Genomic DNA, 16028 nt, shown 5'->3' on the forward strand with positions numbered 1-16028 from the left:
CCGACCCGGCCGCGTCACCGACCGGGCTCCGACGGATCGGCCTGGGGCAACGGATCGGCGAACCGGAAGTGCGCCGCCACCGCCTCCTCACACGCCGCCACGGCCTGCCGCAGCCGCTCCTCCGGCGACCCCGTGACCAACCGCCACGGCACACCCCGCCGTGCCAACCCGACCCGGAACAAGTCCGTCATCCACTCCCGCAGGTGCTCGCCGTCCCGCCACCCGTCCTGCTCGAACGGCACGCCGACGTGATCGGTCAGCAGGTACAGGGCGGGGCGGCGGGCGTCCGGCGCGATGTCCGGGTGCGGCGCGCCGAGGTACCGGTGACCCCACACCGTCGCCGCCCACGCGTCGTTGTCGCACACCAGTACCGGCCCGTCCACCGCCGCGTCGGCCGACTCCTGCTGCCTGCGCGCCACGTCCTGGAAGTCGCCGACCGTCCACACGAGATCGTCGACCCCCGCCTCGGGGTCGAACGCCCGCGCAGCCGCCAGCTTCAGCTCGGTGTGCTCCCGCCCGTACTCGGGCACCCACGGCGCGGTCAACGCCTGCGCCAACTCCCGCGACAACGTCGTCGTGCCCGTGCTCTCGGCTCCCACCACCACGACCCGCGCGCACAACCCGACCCTGGTCGCCCGCGCGAGCCACCCCCACTGCCCGCGCGGATCGGCCCGCACCGCCGTGCCCGACACGGGAACGGCGCCGCGGTCAAGGTCCACCAGCACGTGCCGCGCGCCGAGCCGCTTGGCCATCTCGTCGCCGTACCGCTCGCTGGAGAACACGACGTCGACCGCCGCCGACGCCGGGTCGCCGTCCAGGATGGCCCGCCGCGCGAGCACCGCCCGTGCCACGCCCATGTGCAGTTCCCACACCACGTCGCTGTGGAAGTCCATCGGGTGGTCGTCCACGTCGCCGAGCACGACGAGACCGGGCGTGCCCGCGTGCTCGGCGCGCAGCCACGACACCCGGTCGGCGACCGGGATGGACTCGGCGCCCGACGCGAGCACGGTCACGGTCGTGCGCCGGCTCCGCGCGGCGGCCGTGCGGATGAGGTGGTGGTGACCGGCGTGCGGGGGGTAGAACTTGCCGAGCACCAGCGCGTGGTCGAAGTCGGTCACGCGGCCACCGCCTCGTCCTGGCGCAACGCCTTCGTCCAGTTGCGCAGGCCGAGCACGCACAGCGCCATGAAGCCCACGTAGAGGACCGCGGTCAGCCACAGGCCCTTGTAGGCGTACAACGGAACGTAGATCACGTCCGCGGCGATCCACAGCCACCAGCACTCGACCTTCTTGCGGGTCTGGCCCCACGTGGCCAGCAACGAGAGCACGGTGGTCGCGGAATCCGCCCACGGCACGGTCGAGTTGCTGAACGTGGTGAGCACCCACACCAGCAGGAGGGTGCCCGCCACGCCGGCGGCGAGGAGCCACCACCACTGCTCGCGCGTGGTGCGACCGACCGGCAGCGGGGTGTGCTCGACGCCGCCGCGCAGCCAGGCCCACCAGCCGTACAGCGCGAGCGCCACGTAGACGACCTGGAGGCCCGAGTCCGCGTACAGGCCGCTGGTCGCGAACAGCACGAGGAAGGCGAGGTTGTTGAGGATGCCGATCGGCCAGTTGAGCGGGTTCTGCCGGGCCACCAGCCACACGCAGAGCGCGCCGGTCACGAAACCGGCGACCTCGCCCCAGCTCGTGGCGACGCCGGCGAACGTGAACGCGGTGGTGGTGAAGGGCCACAAGATGACGTCCAGCACAGACACAGGCACTCCGTTTGACCCTTTTTCGAACACGTGTTCGAATGTGGACATGCGATGGGACGGGCAGAAGGACGGGGCGGACCGGCAGCAGGCCCTGCCGGGATTGCCGGGGCTGGTCCGAAGCGTACGAACTCCCGACTTCGCCGACGTCGTGTTCCACGAGGTGAACGCCAAGTCCGTGCTGAACAAGGTGCCCGGCGGCGGCCTGCCGTTCGGGTGGACGGTCAACCCGTACCGCGGCTGCACGCACGGCTGCACGTACTGCCTGACCGGTGACACGCCGGTGCTGCTGGCGGACGGCCGCACCAAGCCCATCGCCGAGCTGGCCGTCGGCGAAGAGGTGTTCGGCACGGCGAACGGCCGGTTCGTGGTCACCCGCGTGCGGGCGCACTGGAAGACCTCCAAGCCCGCCTACCGGGTCACGTTGAGCGACGGCACGCAGGTGGTGGCGGGCGGCGACCACCGGTTCCTCACCGACGAGGGGTGGAAGCACGTCACGCCCGGCCGGTGCGATGACTTCGAGGAGCGGCCGTTCCTGGTCAAGGGCGCGCGGCTGGTCGGGACGGGCCGGTTCGCCTCGCCGCCCGCGCACGGCGACGAGTACCGCGAGGGCTACCTGTGGGGCGCGGTGCGCGGCGGCCTGCCCAGCCACCCGGACGTGCTGGGTCGGGTGCGCGAGTTCGCCGGCGGCCGGGCGCCGCGCGAGCAGGACCTGGTGCGGTGGCCGACCACGCCGGGTGAGGAGTGGTCGAAGGGGTTCCTGGCCGGTCTGTTCGACGCGCGGGGCAGCTCGACGGGCGGCGAGCTGGTGATGTCCAGTTCGGACAGCGCGGTGTTCGAGGCGGCGGTGCTGGCGCTGACGCGGCTGCGCGTGTCGCACGTGGTCGAGGTGCGCGGTGTGCGGATCGTCGGCGGGCTGGCCGAGCGGCTGCGGTTCCTGCACCTCGTCGGACCGGCGATCGGGCGCGGCAACGCCGTGGAGGGCATGGCGGTGCCCTCCACGTCCCGGCTGGCGGTGGTGTCGGTGGAGTCGCTCGGCGTGACGCGGACGTTGTACGACATCACCACCGGCACCGGCGACTTCGTGGCCAACGGCCTGGTCAGCCACAACTGCTTCGCCCGCAACACGCACACCTACCTCGACCTCGACGCCGGGCGCGACTTCGACACCCAGGTGGTGGTGAAGGTCAACGCGGTGGAGGTGCTCGAAGGCCAGCTGCGGTCCAAGCGGTGGCGGCGCGAGCACGTGGCGATGGGCACGAACACCGACCCGTACCAGCGGGCCGAGGGCCGGTACGCGTTGATGCCGGGCATCATCCGGGCGCTGGCCGACTCCGGCACGCCGTTCTCGATCCTCACCAAGGGGACGGTGCTCGCGCGGGACATCCCGCTGCTGGAACGCGCCGCGTCCTCGGTGTCGGTGGGCATCGGGGTGTCGCTGGCGTTGCTGGACCGCGAGCTGCAGTCCGGGCTGGAACCGGGCACGCCCAGCCCGCGGGCGAGGCTCGAGCTGGTGCGCCGGGTCCGTGACGCGGGGTTGCCGTGCGGGGTGTTCGTCGCGCCCGTGCTGCCGCGGCTCACGGACTCGGAGGAGCACCTGGACGCGTTGCTGGCCTCGATCGCCGAGGCCGGCGCCACGGGCGTCACGGTCCTGCCGCTGCACCTGCGGCCGGGCGCGCGCGAGTGGTTCGCCCGGTGGCTGGTGCGCGAGCGGCCGGACCTGGCCGACGACTACCGGCGGCTGTACGCGCGCGGATCCTATGTGGACGTCCGGTACCGGCGGTGGCTGGCGGCGCGCATCGAGCCGTTGCTGCGGCGGCACGGCCTGGACCCGCGCGGCGGCCGTGACGCGGTCGGCGTGCCCGGCGACGACGAGGGCGTGTGGCCGGCGGGCAGCCTGCCCGCCTCGACGCCGACCGGCCCGGTCGTGCAGGAGCAGCTGACCCTCCTCTAGCGCACCGCCTGCGGGAACCGCAGCACGCCGTCCGGGTCGTAGCGGCGGGCGACGGCGCGCAGCCGGGGCAGGTTGTGCCGGTAGCCCGTCTCCGCCCAGTCCTCCTGCCGCGGGTCCAGGTAGTTGATGTAGGTGCCGCCGCCGACCAGACCGGCCAACGCCGACTGGACGTCGTCGACCTCGCGGGTGACCAGCTCCGGCGGCAGGTCGCCGACGGTGCCGAAGACCTCGACGGACGTCGGCGCGCCGCGGTGGGGGTAGGCCGTGTCGGTGGGGCCGAGCCGGTCGATCGCACCGCCGAGCGCGCCCACGATGAGCAGCGCGCTCTCCTTGCCCCGCACCGTCTCCGCCACCGCCGCCGGGTCGTCCCACATGCCGTCGGCGATGCGTGAGGACGCGCGGAAGGCGTTGCGGGGCGGGTGCCCCTGGGTCATGATCGCGATCGCGGTCGGGTAGTCGACCTCGGCGTGCTCCAGCGGACCGTCGACGCACAGGCCGGCGAGGTCCCCGTGCAGCAGGACCGCGGGGCCGATCGAGCAGCCGGTCAGGTCCACCGAGCCGTCGGGCAGGACCACGCAGGTGCTGGACAGGCGGTCGGGGACCCCGGCGCTCCACGGCTGCCAGGCGCCGAGCACGTCCGCCGCCGACCCGGCCGGGAACCTCAGCCGGAACACGGTCAGCACCTCCGGCGCGGGAGCGGTGGCGAACTCGAACGAGGTGACCACGCCGAAGTTGCCGCCCCCGCCGCCGCGCAACGCCCAGAACAGGTCCGGCTCGCGGTCCTCGGAGGCGGTGACCAGGCGGCTGTCGACGGTGACCACGCGGGCGGCGCGCAGCCGGTCGCACGTGAGGCCGAACGCGCGGTCGACCCAGCCGAGGCCGCCGCCCAGCGTGAGACCGGCGATGCCGACCGACGGGCAGTTGCCCAGCGGCAGGCACCGGCCGGCGGCGGCGAGGGCCGCGTAGACGTCACCGAGCCGTGCGCCCGCGCCGATCACGGCGGTGCCGTCGGGCCGCACGTCGACGCCCGCCATCGGCCCTAGGTCGACCACCAGGCCGTCGTGCGGGGTGGAGTAGGCGGCGTAGCTGTGCCCGCCGCCGCGCGCGGCCACCCGGATCCGGCCGCGCCGGGCCTCCTCCAGGCACCGCTGCACGTCCTCCGCGCGCACGCAGCGGGCGATCGCGGCCGGCCGGTGGTGGTCGAACAACGAGTTGAACGGCAGCCGCGCGGTGTCGTAGCCGTCGTCGCCCGGCACCAGCAGCTCGCCGGACAGGTGGGCGCGCAGCCGTGCCCACCTCCCGGGCCGAGCCGCCGGCGCGCCGCTCGCCGCCACCGGGCCGCCGGCCGCCACCACGCCACCCGCAGCCGCCGCCGCGCCCGCCCAGCGCAACACGTTCCGCCGTGAAACCGCCACTCCGGCCTCCTCCTCAGCCAGCCCTCATCGAACAAGGCGGCCGATCACGGCGGAACCGCTGTTCGGACGGCTGAGGAGGAGCCGGTCGACCTCCCCGGGCTACGCGGCCTTGAGTGTGCCGCCGTCGATGACGTAGTCGACGCCGGTGATCCAGGACGCCTCGTCGGACACCAGGAAGGCCACCAGGTTGGCGATGTCCTCCGGCGTGCCGGTGCGGCCCAGCGGGATGCCGCCGATCATCCCGACCAGCGCCGCCCGGGCGTCGTCGAGACCGCCGCCGGTGCTCGCGGCGAGGTCGCCGAGCACCGCGTCCACCGCCGAGGTCTCGGTCATGCCGGGGGAGACCCGGTTGACGCGCACGCCCTTGGACGCCACCTCCTCGGCCAGCCCCTTGCTGTAGTTGGACAGCGCCGCCTTGGCGGCCGAGTAGTGCATCAGCGGGCCGACGGGGACGTGCGCCGCGGACGACGAGATGTGGACGATCACGCCCGAGCCCCGCTCGACCATCCCGGGCAGCAGCGCCCGGTCCAGCCGGACCGCGCCGAGCAGGTTCGTCTCCAGGATCTCCTGCCACGCCTTGTCGTCGATGTCGCGGTACCCGCCCGGCTTCGCCTGGCCGCCGCCCGCGTTGTCGATCAGGATGTCGACCCCGCCGAGCTGCTCGACCGCCTCGTCCGCCAACCGGGACGCCGAGTCCGGGTCGGCCACGTCCGCGGTGGTGAACAGCACGCCCGGCGGCAGCTCCGCGCCGCCCGCCGAACGGGCCGTGGTCAGCACGAGCGCCCCCTCGGCGGCCAGTTTGCGCACGATCCCCGCACCGATGCCCCGCGTGCCGCCGGTGACCACCGCACGCCGTCCCGCCAACCTGCCCGAGTTATTTACCATGAGGTACACAATTCGGGTTCTGTACCGATCGGTCAACAACCTGTGACCGCTCTCACCGGCGGGATCGAGTACCGTACTGACAGGTCCAGAATCGAGGTGGCGGATCGATGGCCGGTGGACGTCCACGCGCGTTCGACGCCGACGAGGCGTTGGACCAGGCGCTCCGCGTGTTCTGGGAACGCGGCTACGAGGGCGCGGCCCTGTCCGACCTGACCGAGGCGATGGGCATCAACCGCCCCAGCCTGTACGCGGCCTTCGGCAACAAGGAGTCCCTGTTCCGCAAGGCGCTCGACCGCTACACCGAGCGGCAGGCCGTCCACGTGCGGGACGCGCTCGACCAGCCGACCGCCCGTGCCGCCGCCGAGCGCATGTTGTGCGGCGCCGCCGACGTGTCGACCCGGCCCGGCTGCCCGACCGGCTGCCTGAGCCTGCAGGGCGGCCTGGCCATGGGCGAGGACGCCGTGGCGACCCGTGAGCGGTTGGCCGACTGGCGTCGGACGGGTGAGGCCGGGCTGCGTGACCGCTTCGAGCGGGCCAAGGCCGAGGGCGACCTGCCCGCCCACGTGGACGCGGCGGACCTGGCCAAGTTCGTCGTGCTGGTCGCGCAGGGGATCTCGGTGCAGGCGGCGGACGGCGTGGACCGCGAGCAGCTGCACCGGATGGTCGACATCGCCCTGGCCGCCTGGCCGACCTGACTCTGCTCGAACCCGAAAACTGCTGGTCGAACTCCTCTAGGGGCCTGGCGCGACCCTTGTCGTACGGCGTACGGTACAATGTACGGCATGAGTGCTGTGCCGGGTAGTGGAGCTGGGTTCGTGCCGACCGACGAAGACGTGGCGAGCGTGCTCGCGTGGTTCGAGCAGTGGGACGCCCTGGCCGTGGCCAAGGACGTCGAGGCGATGGCCGACATGGCGCTGTTCCCGGTCAACGCGGTGACCGGCGGGTCGGCGCAGTCGTGGGACCGGGCGCGGTTCCTCACCGACATGAGGGCGGCCCTGGGTGACGGCGACGTGCGGATGGAGTCCGTCCGGACGCCGGTGTTCATCAGCGCCGACCTGGTGTTCGTGATCACCGACGCGACCATCACCGCCGATGGCTTCTCGCAGGTGGTGAGGTACGGCGACCTGTTGGTGAAGACCGACGGCAAGTGGCTGTTCCAGACCATGGCCCAGGGCGGGTGGTAGCCGGGTGGTCCCTCCGCGCCGACTAACAATCAGTCTTGACTGTTTGTTAGTCGGCGCGGAACACTCGCTGCCATGGCCACCGACACCGGGCAGCGGGAGACGAGGCGCCAGGCCGACCGCAGCCGCGAGACCCGGCGCAAGCTCATGCAGGCCACGGTCGAGTGCCTGGTCGAGCGCGGCTGGGCGGGCACCACGACGACCGTGGTGGCCGAGCGCGCCGGCGTGTCCCGCGGCGCCCAGCTGCACCACTTCCGCACCCGCGGCGAGCTGGTCGCCGCCGCGGTCGAGCACTTGGGCGCGGAGAGCGTCCTCGACCTGAAGGCGCGTGCGCGGCAGGTCGACGAAAGCTCGCCAGAAGATCAGATCGCTGCCGTGGTCGAGCTGATCGCCGACTTCTACGCCAGCGACCTGTTCACCGCCGCCCTCGAGCTGTGGGTCGCCGCACGCACCGATCCCGACCTCAAGACCGTGGTGGTGCCGCTGGAGGTCCGCCTCGGCCGCGAGACGCACCGCCTCGCCGTCGAGCTGTTGGGCGCCGACGAGGCGAAGCCGGGCGTCCGCGAGACCGTGCAGCTCACCCTGGACCTGGTGCGCGGCCTCGCGCTGGCCAACCAGCTCACCGACGACCGCAAGCGACGGGGTCGGATCATCCGGCACTGGGCGCGGATGCTGGAGGACTCGCTGTGATCACCGGACTCCTGGACGACCTGCGCGCCGAGAGCCAGGTGCTGGACGACCTGGTCGCGCCGCTGCCCGACTGGGCCGTCCCGACGCCCGCCGAGGGCTGGACGATCGCCCACCAGATCAGCCACCTGCGCTGGACCGACCGCGTGGCCGCGCTCGCCGCCCGCGACCCCGACGCGTTCACCGCCGCGTTGACCCGGGCCACCGCGGACATGGTGGACGAGGGCGCGCGGGAGCCGATCAGCCTGGACGAGTGGCGGGCGGGCCGCGCCGAGCTGGCCGAGGCGCTCGCGGCGCTGCCGCCGGGCGTGAAGATGCCGTGGTTCGGGCCGCCGATGAGCGCGGCGTCCATGGCCACCGCCCGGCTGATGGAGACCTGGGCGCACGGCCAGGACGTGGCCGACGCGCTCGGCGTGACCCGCGAGCCGACTCACCGGCTCAAGCACGTCGCGCACATCGCCGTCCGCACGTTCGGCTGGTCGTTCCTGGTCAACGGGCTGCCCGTGCCGCAGGCGCCGGTCCGGGTCGAGCTGGTCGCGCCCGACGGCGAGGCGTGGTCGTGGGGCCCGGAGGACGCGGAGAACCGGATCACCGGTCCCGCCCTGGACTTCTGCCTGCTGGCCACCCAACGGCGACACCGCGACGACCTGGCCGTCACGGCGGTCGGCGAGGCCGCCCGCGCCTGGGTCCCGATCGCGCAGGCGTTCGCGGGTCCTCCCGGACCGGGCCGCGGTCGCCGGGAGCGGCCGTGATCCGCGTCGGCAACGCCTCCGGCTTCTACGGCGACCGGTTCTCCGCCGTCCGCGAGATGCTCACCGGCGGCGAGCTGGACGTGCTGACCGGTGACTACCTGGCCGAGCTGACCATGCTCATCCTGGGCCGCGACCGGATGAAGGACGCCGCCCTCGGCTACGCCCGCACGTTCCTGCGCCAGCTGGAGCAGAACCTGGCCGACGCGCTGGCCCGCGGCGTCAAGATCGTCTCCAACGCGGGCGGGGTGAACCCGGAAGGGCTGGCCGAGGCGATCGACCGGCTCGGGCTCGGCGCGAAGGTCGCCTACGTGACCGGTGACGACGTGCGCGACCGGTTCCCGGAGTCGTTGACCGCCAACGCCTACCTGGGCGCGTGGGGCATCGCCGAGTGCTTGAGCGCCGGGGCGGACGTGGTGGTCACCGGCCGGGTCACCGACGCGTCGCTGGTCGTGGGGCCTGCCGCCGCGCACTTCGGCTGGGGCCGCGAGGACTTCGACGCGCTGGCGGGCGCGACGGTCGCCGGGCACGTGCTGGAGTGCGGCGCGCAGGCCACCGGCGGCAACTACTCGTTCTTCACGGCGATCGACGCGACCAGGCCCGGGTTCCCGATCGCGGGGATCGAGGCGGACGGCTCGTCGCTCATCACCAAGCACGACGGCACGGGCGGCGCGGTCACCGCGGACACCGTCACCGCCCAGTTGCTCTACGAGATCGGGCCGCCCGCCTACGTCGGACCGGACGTGGTCAGCCACTTCGACACGATCCGGCTCGACCCGCACGAGCGGGGTGTGCGGATCTCCGGGGTGAAGGGCTCCCCGCCGCCGGACACGCTCAAGGTCTGCCTCACCACGCTGGGCGGGTTCCGCAACTCGACCACGTTCGTCCTGACCGGGTTGGACGTCGAGGCGAAGGCGGACCTCGTGCGGCGGCAGGTGGAGGCGGCGATCGGACCGGCGGAGCTGACCTGGACCTTGGCGCGCACCGATCACGTCGACGCGGACACCGAGGAGACGGCGAGCGCGCTGCTGCACGTGACCATCAAGACGGCGGATCCCCAGCGGGCCAAGGCGTTCGCGCGGGCGGGTGTCGAGCTGGCGCTGGCGTCGTACCCCGGCTTCCACGTCACGGCGCCACCCGGTGACGGCACGCCGTTCGGCGTCTACCGGGCCGCGTACGTGCCGCGTTCGTCGGTGCCGCACCGGGCCGTGCTGCCGGGTGGGAAGGTGGTGGAGGTATGAGCGCTTCCCCGAAGAAGGTGCCGCTGGGTGTGATCGCGGGTGCGCGCTCGGGCGACAAGGGCGGTGACGCGAACCTCGGCGTGTGGGTGCGGACGGACGCGCAGTACGAGTGGCTGCGGGCGGAGCTGACCGTCGAGCGGCTGAAGGAGCTGCTGCCGGAGGCGGGCGAGGTCGACCGGTACGAGCTGCCGAACCTGCGGGCGTTGAACTTCGTGCTGCACGGCCTGCTCGGCGAGGGCGTCGCGTCGTCCACCCGCTTCGACCCGCAGGCGAAGGCGCTGGGGGAGTGGCTGCGCTCCCGGCACGTCGAGATCCCGGAGGACTTGCGGTGACCGCCACGTCGGACCTGTTCGCCACGCCCGAGCGGCGCGACCTGCGCGCGGTGGTGCGGAAGTTCACCGAGCAGGAGGTCGTGCCGCACCTGCCGGACTGGGAGCGCGCCGGTGAGCTGCCCCGGTCGTTGCACCGCAGGGCGGCGGAGATCGGGTTGCTCGGGCTCGGGTTCCCGGAGGCGGTCGGCGGCGCGGGCGACCTGCTCGACACCGTCGTGGCCACCGAGGAGCTGATCCAGGCCGGTGGGTCGTCCGGGCTCGTCGCGGGGTTGCTCACGCACGGGATCGCGTTGCCGCACATCGTGGACTCGGGTGACGAGGGGCTGATCGACCGGTTCGTGCGGCCGACGTTGGCGGGTGAGCTGATCGGGTCGCTCGCCATCACCGAACCGGGTGGTGGTTCGGACGTGGCGGCGCTGCGCACCACGGCCCGTCGTGACGGTGACTCCTACGTGGTGAACGGGACGAAGACGTTCATCACGTCGGGTGACCGGGCGGATTTCGTGACGACGGCGGTGCGGACGGGTGGTCCCGGGCACCAGGGCGTGAGCCTGCTGGTGATCGAGAAGGGCACGCCCGGGTTCTCGGTGGACCGCCGGCTGGAGAAGATGGGCTGGCACTGCTCGGACACCGCCGAGCTGTCCTTCGTGGACGCACGGGTGCCGGCGGCGAACCTGGTCGGCGCCGAGAACGCCGGTTTCGCGCTGATCATGCGGCAGTTCCAGGCGGAGCGGATCTCCTTGGCCGTGCAGGCGTACGCGACGGCCCAGCGCTGCCTGGACCTGGCGTTGGCGCACACGCGCCGGCGCGAGACGTTCGGCAAGCCGCTCATCGCGCGCCAGGTGATCCGCCACCGGCTGGTGGAGATGGCGCAGCGCATCGACCTCGTGCGCACGTACACGCGCGAAGTGGCGGTGAAGGTGCTGGCCGGCGAGGAAGCCGTGGCGCAGGTGTGCTTCGCGAAGAACGCGGCCGTGGAGGCGTGCTCGTTCGTCGTGGACGCGGCGGTGCAGATGCACGGTGGCGCGGGTTATCTCCGCGTTATGGAGGTCGAGCGACACTACCGGGACGCGCGGATCCTCGGCATCGGGGGCGGTGCGACCGAGGTGATGGCGGAGCTGGCGGCACGACGATTGGGGTACACGGCATGACTGCGTTGCGCACGGCGGTGGACCGCGGGTCGGCGGGGTACGCCGAGAACCGGGAGGCGTTGCTGGCCCGGCTCGCCGAGCTGGAGGTCGAGCAGGCCAAGGCGCTCGCGGGCGGTGGGCCGAAGTACACCGAGCGGCACCACAAGCGCGGCAAGCTCCTGGCGCGGGAGCGGATCGAGCTGCTGGTCGACCGGGACAGCCCGTTCCTGGAGCTGTCGCCGCTGGCCGCGTGGGGCACCGACTACCCCGTGGGCGCGAGCGTGGTCACCGGGATCGGGGTGGTCGAGGGCGTCGAGTGCGTGATCGTGGCCAACGACCCGACCGTCCGGGGCGGTGCGAGCAACCCGTGGACGTTGCGCAAGACGTTCCGGGCCAACGACATCGCGGCGCAGAACCGGCTGCCGCTGATCGGGCTGGTCGAGTCCGGCGGCGCCGACCTGCCGAGCCAGAGCGAGATCTTCATCCCGGGCGGGCGGGCGTTCCGCGACCTGACCCGGCTGTCGGCGGCGGGCGTCCCGACGATCAGCACGGTGTTCGGCAACGCGACCGCCGGCGGGGCCTACGTGCCGGGCATGTCGGACCACGTGGTGATGATCAAGGAACGCTCGAAGGTGTTCCTCGGCGGGCCGCCGCTGGTGAAGATGGCCACCGGCGAGGAGTCCGACGACGAGTCGCTCGGCGGCGCGCGGATGCACGGCACGACGTCCGGTCTGGCCGATTTCGTGGCCGAGGACGAGGTGGACGCGCTGCGGCTCACCCGGCGCGTGGTGGCCCGGCTGAACTGGCGCAAGCTCGGTCCCGCGCCGCGGGCCGTCGAGCCGCCGCTGCACGACGAGGAGGACCTGCTCGGCCTGGTGCCGACGGACCTGCGCGTGCCGTTCGACCCGCGTGAGGTGATCGCCCGGATCGTGGACGGGTCGCGGTTCGACGAGTTCAAGCCCGACTACGGCGGCAGCCTCGTGACGGGGTGGGCCGACCTGCACGGGTACCCGATCGGGGTGCTGGCGAACGCGCGCGGCGTGCTGTTCAGCGAAGAGGCGCAGAAGGCCACGCAGTTCATCCAGCTGGCGAACGCGAGCGACACGCCGTTGCTGTTCCTGCAGAACACGACCGGGTACATGGTCGGCGCGCAGTACGAGCAGGGCGGGATCATCAAGCACGGCGCGATGATGATCAACGCCGTGTCGAACAGCCGCGTGCCCCACCTGACCGTGGTGATGGGCGCGTCGTACGGCGCCGGCAACTACGGCATGTGCGGCCGGGCGTACGACCCGAGGTTCCTGTTCACCTGGCCGAACGCCAAGTCGGCCGTGATGGGTCCGAAGCAGCTGGCCGGCGTGCTGTCGATCGTGGCCCGCCAGGCGGCCGCCGCGAAGGGCCAGGACTACGACGAGGAGCACGACGCGGCGATGCGCCGGATGGTGGAGGGGCAGATCGAGCAGCAGTCCGTGGCCGCCTTCCTGTCCGGCCGCCTCTACGACGACGGCGTGATCGACCCCCGCGACACCCGCACCGTGCTGGGCCTGTGCCTGTCGGCGATCCACAGCGGACCGGTCAAGGGCGCGGACCGCTACGGCGTTTTCCGGATGTGAGGACACGATGATCCGCAAGCTGTTGATCGCCAACCGGGGCGAGATCGCGCGTCGGGTGATCCGCACCTGTCGCGAGGTCGGCGTGTCGCCGGTGGCCGTGTTCTCCGACCCCGACGCGGGTTCGCCGCACGTGCGCGAGGCCGACGCGGCGGTCCGGTTGCCCGGCGCCAGTCCCGCCGACACCTACCTGCGCGGCGACCTGGTGGTGGCCGCCGCCCTCGCCTCCGGCGCGGACGCGGTCCACCCCGGGTACGGGTTCCTGTCCGAGAACGCCTCCTTCGCGCGCGCCGTCCTCGCCGCCGGGCTGACGTGGGTCGGGCCGGACCCCGACGTCATCGACGCGATGGGGTCGAAGGTCGCGGCCAAGAAGAGGCTGGCGGCGGCGGGCGTCCCCGTGCTGCCGGAGCTGGACCCGGAGTCCGCCGGCGAGTTCCCCTTGCTGGTCAAGGCTTCCGCCGGCGGTGGCGGGCGGGGGATGCGGGTGGTGCGGTCCGCCGCCGAGCTGGCCGGGCAGGTGGCCGCGGCCCGCCGCGAGGCCGAGTCGGCGTTCGGCGACGGCACCGTGTTCTGCGAACCGCTGCTGGAGCACGCGCGGCACGTCGAGGTGCAGGTCCTCGCCGACGCGCACGGCACGGTGTGGGCGTTGGGTGAGCGGGAGTGCTCCATCCAGCGCCGCCACCAGAAGATCATCGAGGAGACGCCGAGCCCGGCCGTGACGCCGGAGGCCCGGGAGCGGCTGTTCGAGGCCGCCACCAAGGCCGCGGAGGCCATCGGGTACGTCGGCGCGGGCACGGTGGAGTTCCTCTTCACCGACGACGGCTCGTTCCACTTCCTGGAGGTCAACACCCGCCTGCAGGTGGAGCACCCCGTCACCGAGGAGGTGTTCGGCCTCGACCTCGTCGCCTGGCAGCTCGCCATCGCCGAGGGCGCCCGCCTGCCCGCCGAACCGCCCGCGCCGAACGGCCACGCCGTCGAAGCCCGCCTGTACGCCGAGGACCCCGCGCACGACTGGCGGCCCGCGAGCGGCACCCTGCACCGGTTCGCGGTGCCCGGCGGCGTGCGCGTGGACAGCGGCGTGGAGGACGGCAGCGAGGTGGGCGTGCACTACGACCCCATGCTGGCCAAGGTGATCGCCTGGGCGCCGACCCGGCCCGCCGCGATCCGCAAGCTGGCCGCCGCCCTCGACCGGGCCGAGCTGCACGGCCTCGTCACCAACCGGGACCTGCTGGTCCGCACGCTGCGGCACCCGGCGTTCGGCGCGGGCGACACCCACACCGGCTTCCTGGGCCAGCACGGCCTCACCACCCCCGAACCGGTCGACGTCCGGCCCGCCGCGCTGGCCGCCGCCCTCGCGCTCGCCGAACGCAGGCGTACCGGCGCCCTTCCGCTGGGCTGGCGCAACCTCGCGTCCCAACCGCAGCGGGCCGTGTTCGAGCACGGCGACGAGGCGGTCGAGGTCGACTACCGGCACACCCGCGCGGGCGTGGAGACGAGCCTGGACCTGACGGTCGTCGCGGCCGCGCCGGACGCGGTGACGCTGGAGCTCGACGGGGTGCGCACGACCTACCCGGTCGCCGTCTACGGGGACCGGGTCGAGGTCGGCCCGACGGGGTCGGGCGCGGTGTCGTTGAGGCTGCGGCCCCGGTTCCCCGAGCCGCGGGCCACCCTGGCCGAGGGTGCGACCGTCGCGCCGATGCCCGGCACGGTGGTGCGGGTCGCGGTCGAGCCGGGGCAGCGGGTCGAGGCGGGCGCGGAGCTGCTCGTGCTGGAAGCGATGAAGATGGAGCACCGCGTGCTCGCCACCACCGGCGGCGCGGTCGCGGAAGTGCTCGTGCGGGCGGGGCAGCAGGTCGACGCGGGCGACGTGCTCGCGGTGGTGGCCGACGAGCCGCGCCCCGAGTCGACCGGAGGGACGGGCGGGGCATGACGATCAACTTCACCGAGAGCGAGGAGCGGCAGGCGCTGCGCAGGGCCGTCGCCGACCTCGCCCGTAAGTACGGCCACGAGTACTTCACCGCCAAGGCGAAGGCCGGCGAGAAGACCGACGAGCTGTGGGCCGAGGCGGGCGCGCTGGGCTACCTCGGCGTGGCCGTGCCCGAGGAGTACGGCGGCGGTGGCGGCGGCATCGGCGACCTGGCCGCCGTGTGCGAGGAGCTGGCCAGAGCGGGCTGCCCGCTGCTGCTGACCGTCGTCTCGCCCGCCATCTGCGCCACGATCATCGCCCGCTTCGGCACCGCCGAGCAGAAGCGGAAGTGGCTGCCCGGGTTCGCCGACGGCACCACCAAGATGGCCTTCGCCATCACCGAGTCCGACGCGGGCTCCAACTCGCACAAGCTCGCCACCGCCGTCCACCGCGACGGCGACGAGTGGGTGCTCGCCGGCGGCAAGTCGTTCATCTCCGGCGTCGACGAGGTCGAGGCGGTGATGGTCGTCGCCCGGCACGTCGACGCCACCGGCCAGCGGCTGCTCCCCTCCTTGATGATCGTGCCGACGAACGCGCCCGGCTTCACCTACCAGCACATCCCGATGGAGGTGCAGTCGCCGGAGAAGCAGTTCACCTGCTTCTTCGACGACGTGCGCCTGCCGCTGGACGCGCTGGTCGGCTCCGAGGACGCGGGATTGGCCCAGCTGTTCGCCGGGCTCAACCCGGAGCGGATCATGGCGGCGTCCTTCGCCACCGGCATGGCCCGCCGCGCACTCGACCAGGCGAGTGAGTACGCCCGCACCAGAACGGTCTGGGACACGCCGATCGGCGCGCACCAGGGCATCGCGCACCCGTTGGCGCAGTGCGCGATCCAGGTCGAGCTGGCGAGGCTGATGACCCAGAAGGCCGCGGCTCTCTACGACGCTGGGGAGGACCGGGCTGCTGGTGAGGCGGCCAACATGGCCAAGTACGCGGCGGGGGAGGCGGTGGCGGGGGCGGTGGACCAGGCCATCCAGGTCCACGGCGGCAACGGGCTGTCGGCCGAGTACGGACTCGGCGCCATGCTGGCCGCGTCCCGGTTGTCCCGCATCGCCCCGGTCAGCCGGGAGATGATCCTGAACTTCGTGGCGCAGCACACGCTGAGGTTGCCGCGCTCCTACTGAG

Annotated in this window: 13 protein-coding genes and 1 pseudogene; 10 read left to right on the forward strand and 4 right to left on the reverse strand. The window is 73.1% G+C overall.

The genetic code is table 11. The features are described 5' to 3' along the window. Window positions 1–14: 14 nt before the first annotated feature. The gene (locus ACZ7GX_RS03595; RefSeq protein ID WP_498772429.1) at window positions 15–1118 is read right to left on the reverse strand and encodes an AAA family ATPase; all 1104 of its coding nucleotides are present in this window, start codon (window positions 1116–1118) and stop codon (window positions 15–17) included. Further along, complete coding sequence (gene pnuC / locus ACZ7GX_RS03600; RefSeq protein WP_498772431.1) at window positions 1115–1756, reverse strand: nicotinamide riboside transporter PnuC; 642 nt, start codon at window positions 1754–1756, stop codon at window positions 1115–1117. The genes ACZ7GX_RS03595 and pnuC overlap by 4 nt, the downstream gene beginning before the upstream one ends. A gap of 46 nt (window positions 1757–1802) precedes the next feature. Here pnuC and ACZ7GX_RS03605 point away from each other — a divergent pair, with 46 nt between their 5' ends. Next, on the forward strand, window positions 1803–3707 hold the full coding sequence (locus ACZ7GX_RS03605; RefSeq protein ID WP_498772433.1) for an intein-containing Rv2578c family radical SAM protein: 1905 nt from the start codon (window positions 1803–1805) through the stop codon (window positions 3705–3707). Here the strand turns inward: ACZ7GX_RS03605 and ACZ7GX_RS03610 are convergent. Together ACZ7GX_RS03610 and ACZ7GX_RS03615 are read right to left on the reverse strand one after the other, a co-directional pair. Continuing rightward, a complete protein-coding gene (locus tag ACZ7GX_RS03610) occupies window positions 3704–5122 on the reverse strand; it encodes an FAD-binding oxidoreductase (protein ID WP_498772435.1) in 1419 nt (472 codons plus the stop codon). The genes ACZ7GX_RS03605 and ACZ7GX_RS03610 overlap by 4 nt on opposite strands. A 99-nt stretch (window positions 5123–5221) precedes the next feature. Then, window positions 5222–6007 carry an SDR family oxidoreductase gene (locus ACZ7GX_RS03615; protein WP_498772436.1) on the reverse strand — a complete coding sequence of 262 codons (786 nt, stop codon included), beginning with the start codon at window positions 6005–6007 and terminating at the stop codon, window positions 5222–5224. 107 nt (window positions 6008–6114) lie between these two features. On the opposite strand from ACZ7GX_RS03615, the gene ACZ7GX_RS03620 reads away from it, so the two are divergent. The 9 genes and pseudogenes from ACZ7GX_RS03620 to ACZ7GX_RS03660 all read left to right on the forward strand — a co-directional run bounded on the left by ACZ7GX_RS03620 (window position 6115) and on the right by ACZ7GX_RS03660 (window position 16027). Next, window positions 6115–6702 carry a TetR/AcrR family transcriptional regulator gene (locus ACZ7GX_RS03620; protein WP_498772438.1) on the forward strand — a complete coding sequence of 196 codons (588 nt, stop codon included), beginning with the start codon at window positions 6115–6117 and terminating at the stop codon, window positions 6700–6702. 87 nt (window positions 6703–6789) lie between these two features. Beyond that, entirely contained in the window at window positions 6790–7191 is a 402-nt protein-coding gene (locus tag ACZ7GX_RS03625) for a nuclear transport factor 2 family protein (protein ID WP_498772440.1), read from the forward strand. Window positions 7192–7263: 72 nt separating this feature from the next. Beyond that, window positions 7264–7878, forward strand: coding sequence for a TetR/AcrR family transcriptional regulator (locus ACZ7GX_RS03630; protein ID WP_498772442.1), 615 nt, complete (start codon window positions 7264–7266; stop codon window positions 7876–7878). Further along, window positions 7875–8627 (forward strand): TIGR03084 family metal-binding protein, encoded by a 753-nt coding sequence (locus ACZ7GX_RS03635; RefSeq protein WP_498772444.1) that lies wholly within the window; start codon window positions 7875–7877, stop codon window positions 8625–8627. Before ACZ7GX_RS03630 ends, ACZ7GX_RS03635 begins: the two co-directional genes overlap by 4 nt. 56 nt (window positions 8628–8683) lie before the next feature. Further along, window positions 8684–10197: pseudogene (locus tag ACZ7GX_RS03640) on the forward strand (acyclic terpene utilization AtuA family protein). Further along, complete coding sequence (locus ACZ7GX_RS03645; RefSeq protein WP_498772446.1) at window positions 10194–11348, forward strand: acyl-CoA dehydrogenase family protein; 1155 nt, start codon at window positions 10194–10196, stop codon at window positions 11346–11348. The pseudogene ACZ7GX_RS03640 and the gene ACZ7GX_RS03645 overlap by 4 nt, the downstream one beginning before the upstream one ends. Next, entirely contained in the window at window positions 11345–12940 is a 1596-nt protein-coding gene (locus ACZ7GX_RS03650) for an acyl-CoA carboxylase subunit beta (protein WP_498772448.1), read from the forward strand. The genes ACZ7GX_RS03645 and ACZ7GX_RS03650 overlap by 4 nt, the downstream gene beginning before the upstream one ends. A gap of 7 nt (window positions 12941–12947) precedes the next feature. Further along, window positions 12948–14867 (forward strand): acetyl/propionyl/methylcrotonyl-CoA carboxylase subunit alpha, encoded by a 1920-nt coding sequence (locus ACZ7GX_RS03655; RefSeq protein ID WP_498772450.1) that lies wholly within the window; start codon window positions 12948–12950, stop codon window positions 14865–14867. A gap of 2 nt (window positions 14868–14869) precedes the next feature. Next, the gene (locus ACZ7GX_RS03660; RefSeq protein WP_498772815.1) at window positions 14870–16027 is read left to right on the forward strand and encodes an acyl-CoA dehydrogenase family protein; all 1158 of its coding nucleotides are present in this window, start codon (window positions 14870–14872) and stop codon (window positions 16025–16027) included. Window position 16028 lies beyond the last annotated feature (1 nt).

This window comes from Actinosynnema sp. NPDC037264 (genome assembly GCF_055603705.1).

Bases quoted from the DNA above. Each gene is read 5' to 3' on its own strand.
- ACZ7GX_RS03620 (WP_498772438.1), top strand. From the start codon at position 6,115: ATGGCCGGTGGACGTCCACGCGCGTTCGACGCCGACGAGGCGTTGGAC.
- ACZ7GX_RS03630 (WP_498772442.1), top strand. From the start codon at position 7,264: ATGGCCACCGACACCGGGCAGCGGGAGACGAGGCGCCAGGCCGACCGC.
- ACZ7GX_RS03650 (WP_498772448.1), top strand. From the start codon at position 11,345: ATGACTGCGTTGCGCACGGCGGTGGACCGCGGGTCGGCGGGGTACGCC.
- ACZ7GX_RS03655 (WP_498772450.1), top strand. From the start codon at position 12,948: ATGATCCGCAAGCTGTTGATCGCCAACCGGGGCGAGATCGCGCGTCGG.
- ACZ7GX_RS03625 (WP_498772440.1), top strand. From the start codon at position 6,790: ATGAGTGCTGTGCCGGGTAGTGGAGCTGGGTTCGTGCCGACCGACGAA.
- ACZ7GX_RS03615 (WP_498772436.1), bottom strand. From the start codon at position 6,007: ATGGTAAATAACTCGGGCAGGTTGGCGGGACGGCGTGCGGTGGTCACC.
- ACZ7GX_RS03605 (WP_498772433.1), top strand. From the start codon at position 1,803: ATGCGATGGGACGGGCAGAAGGACGGGGCGGACCGGCAGCAGGCCCTG.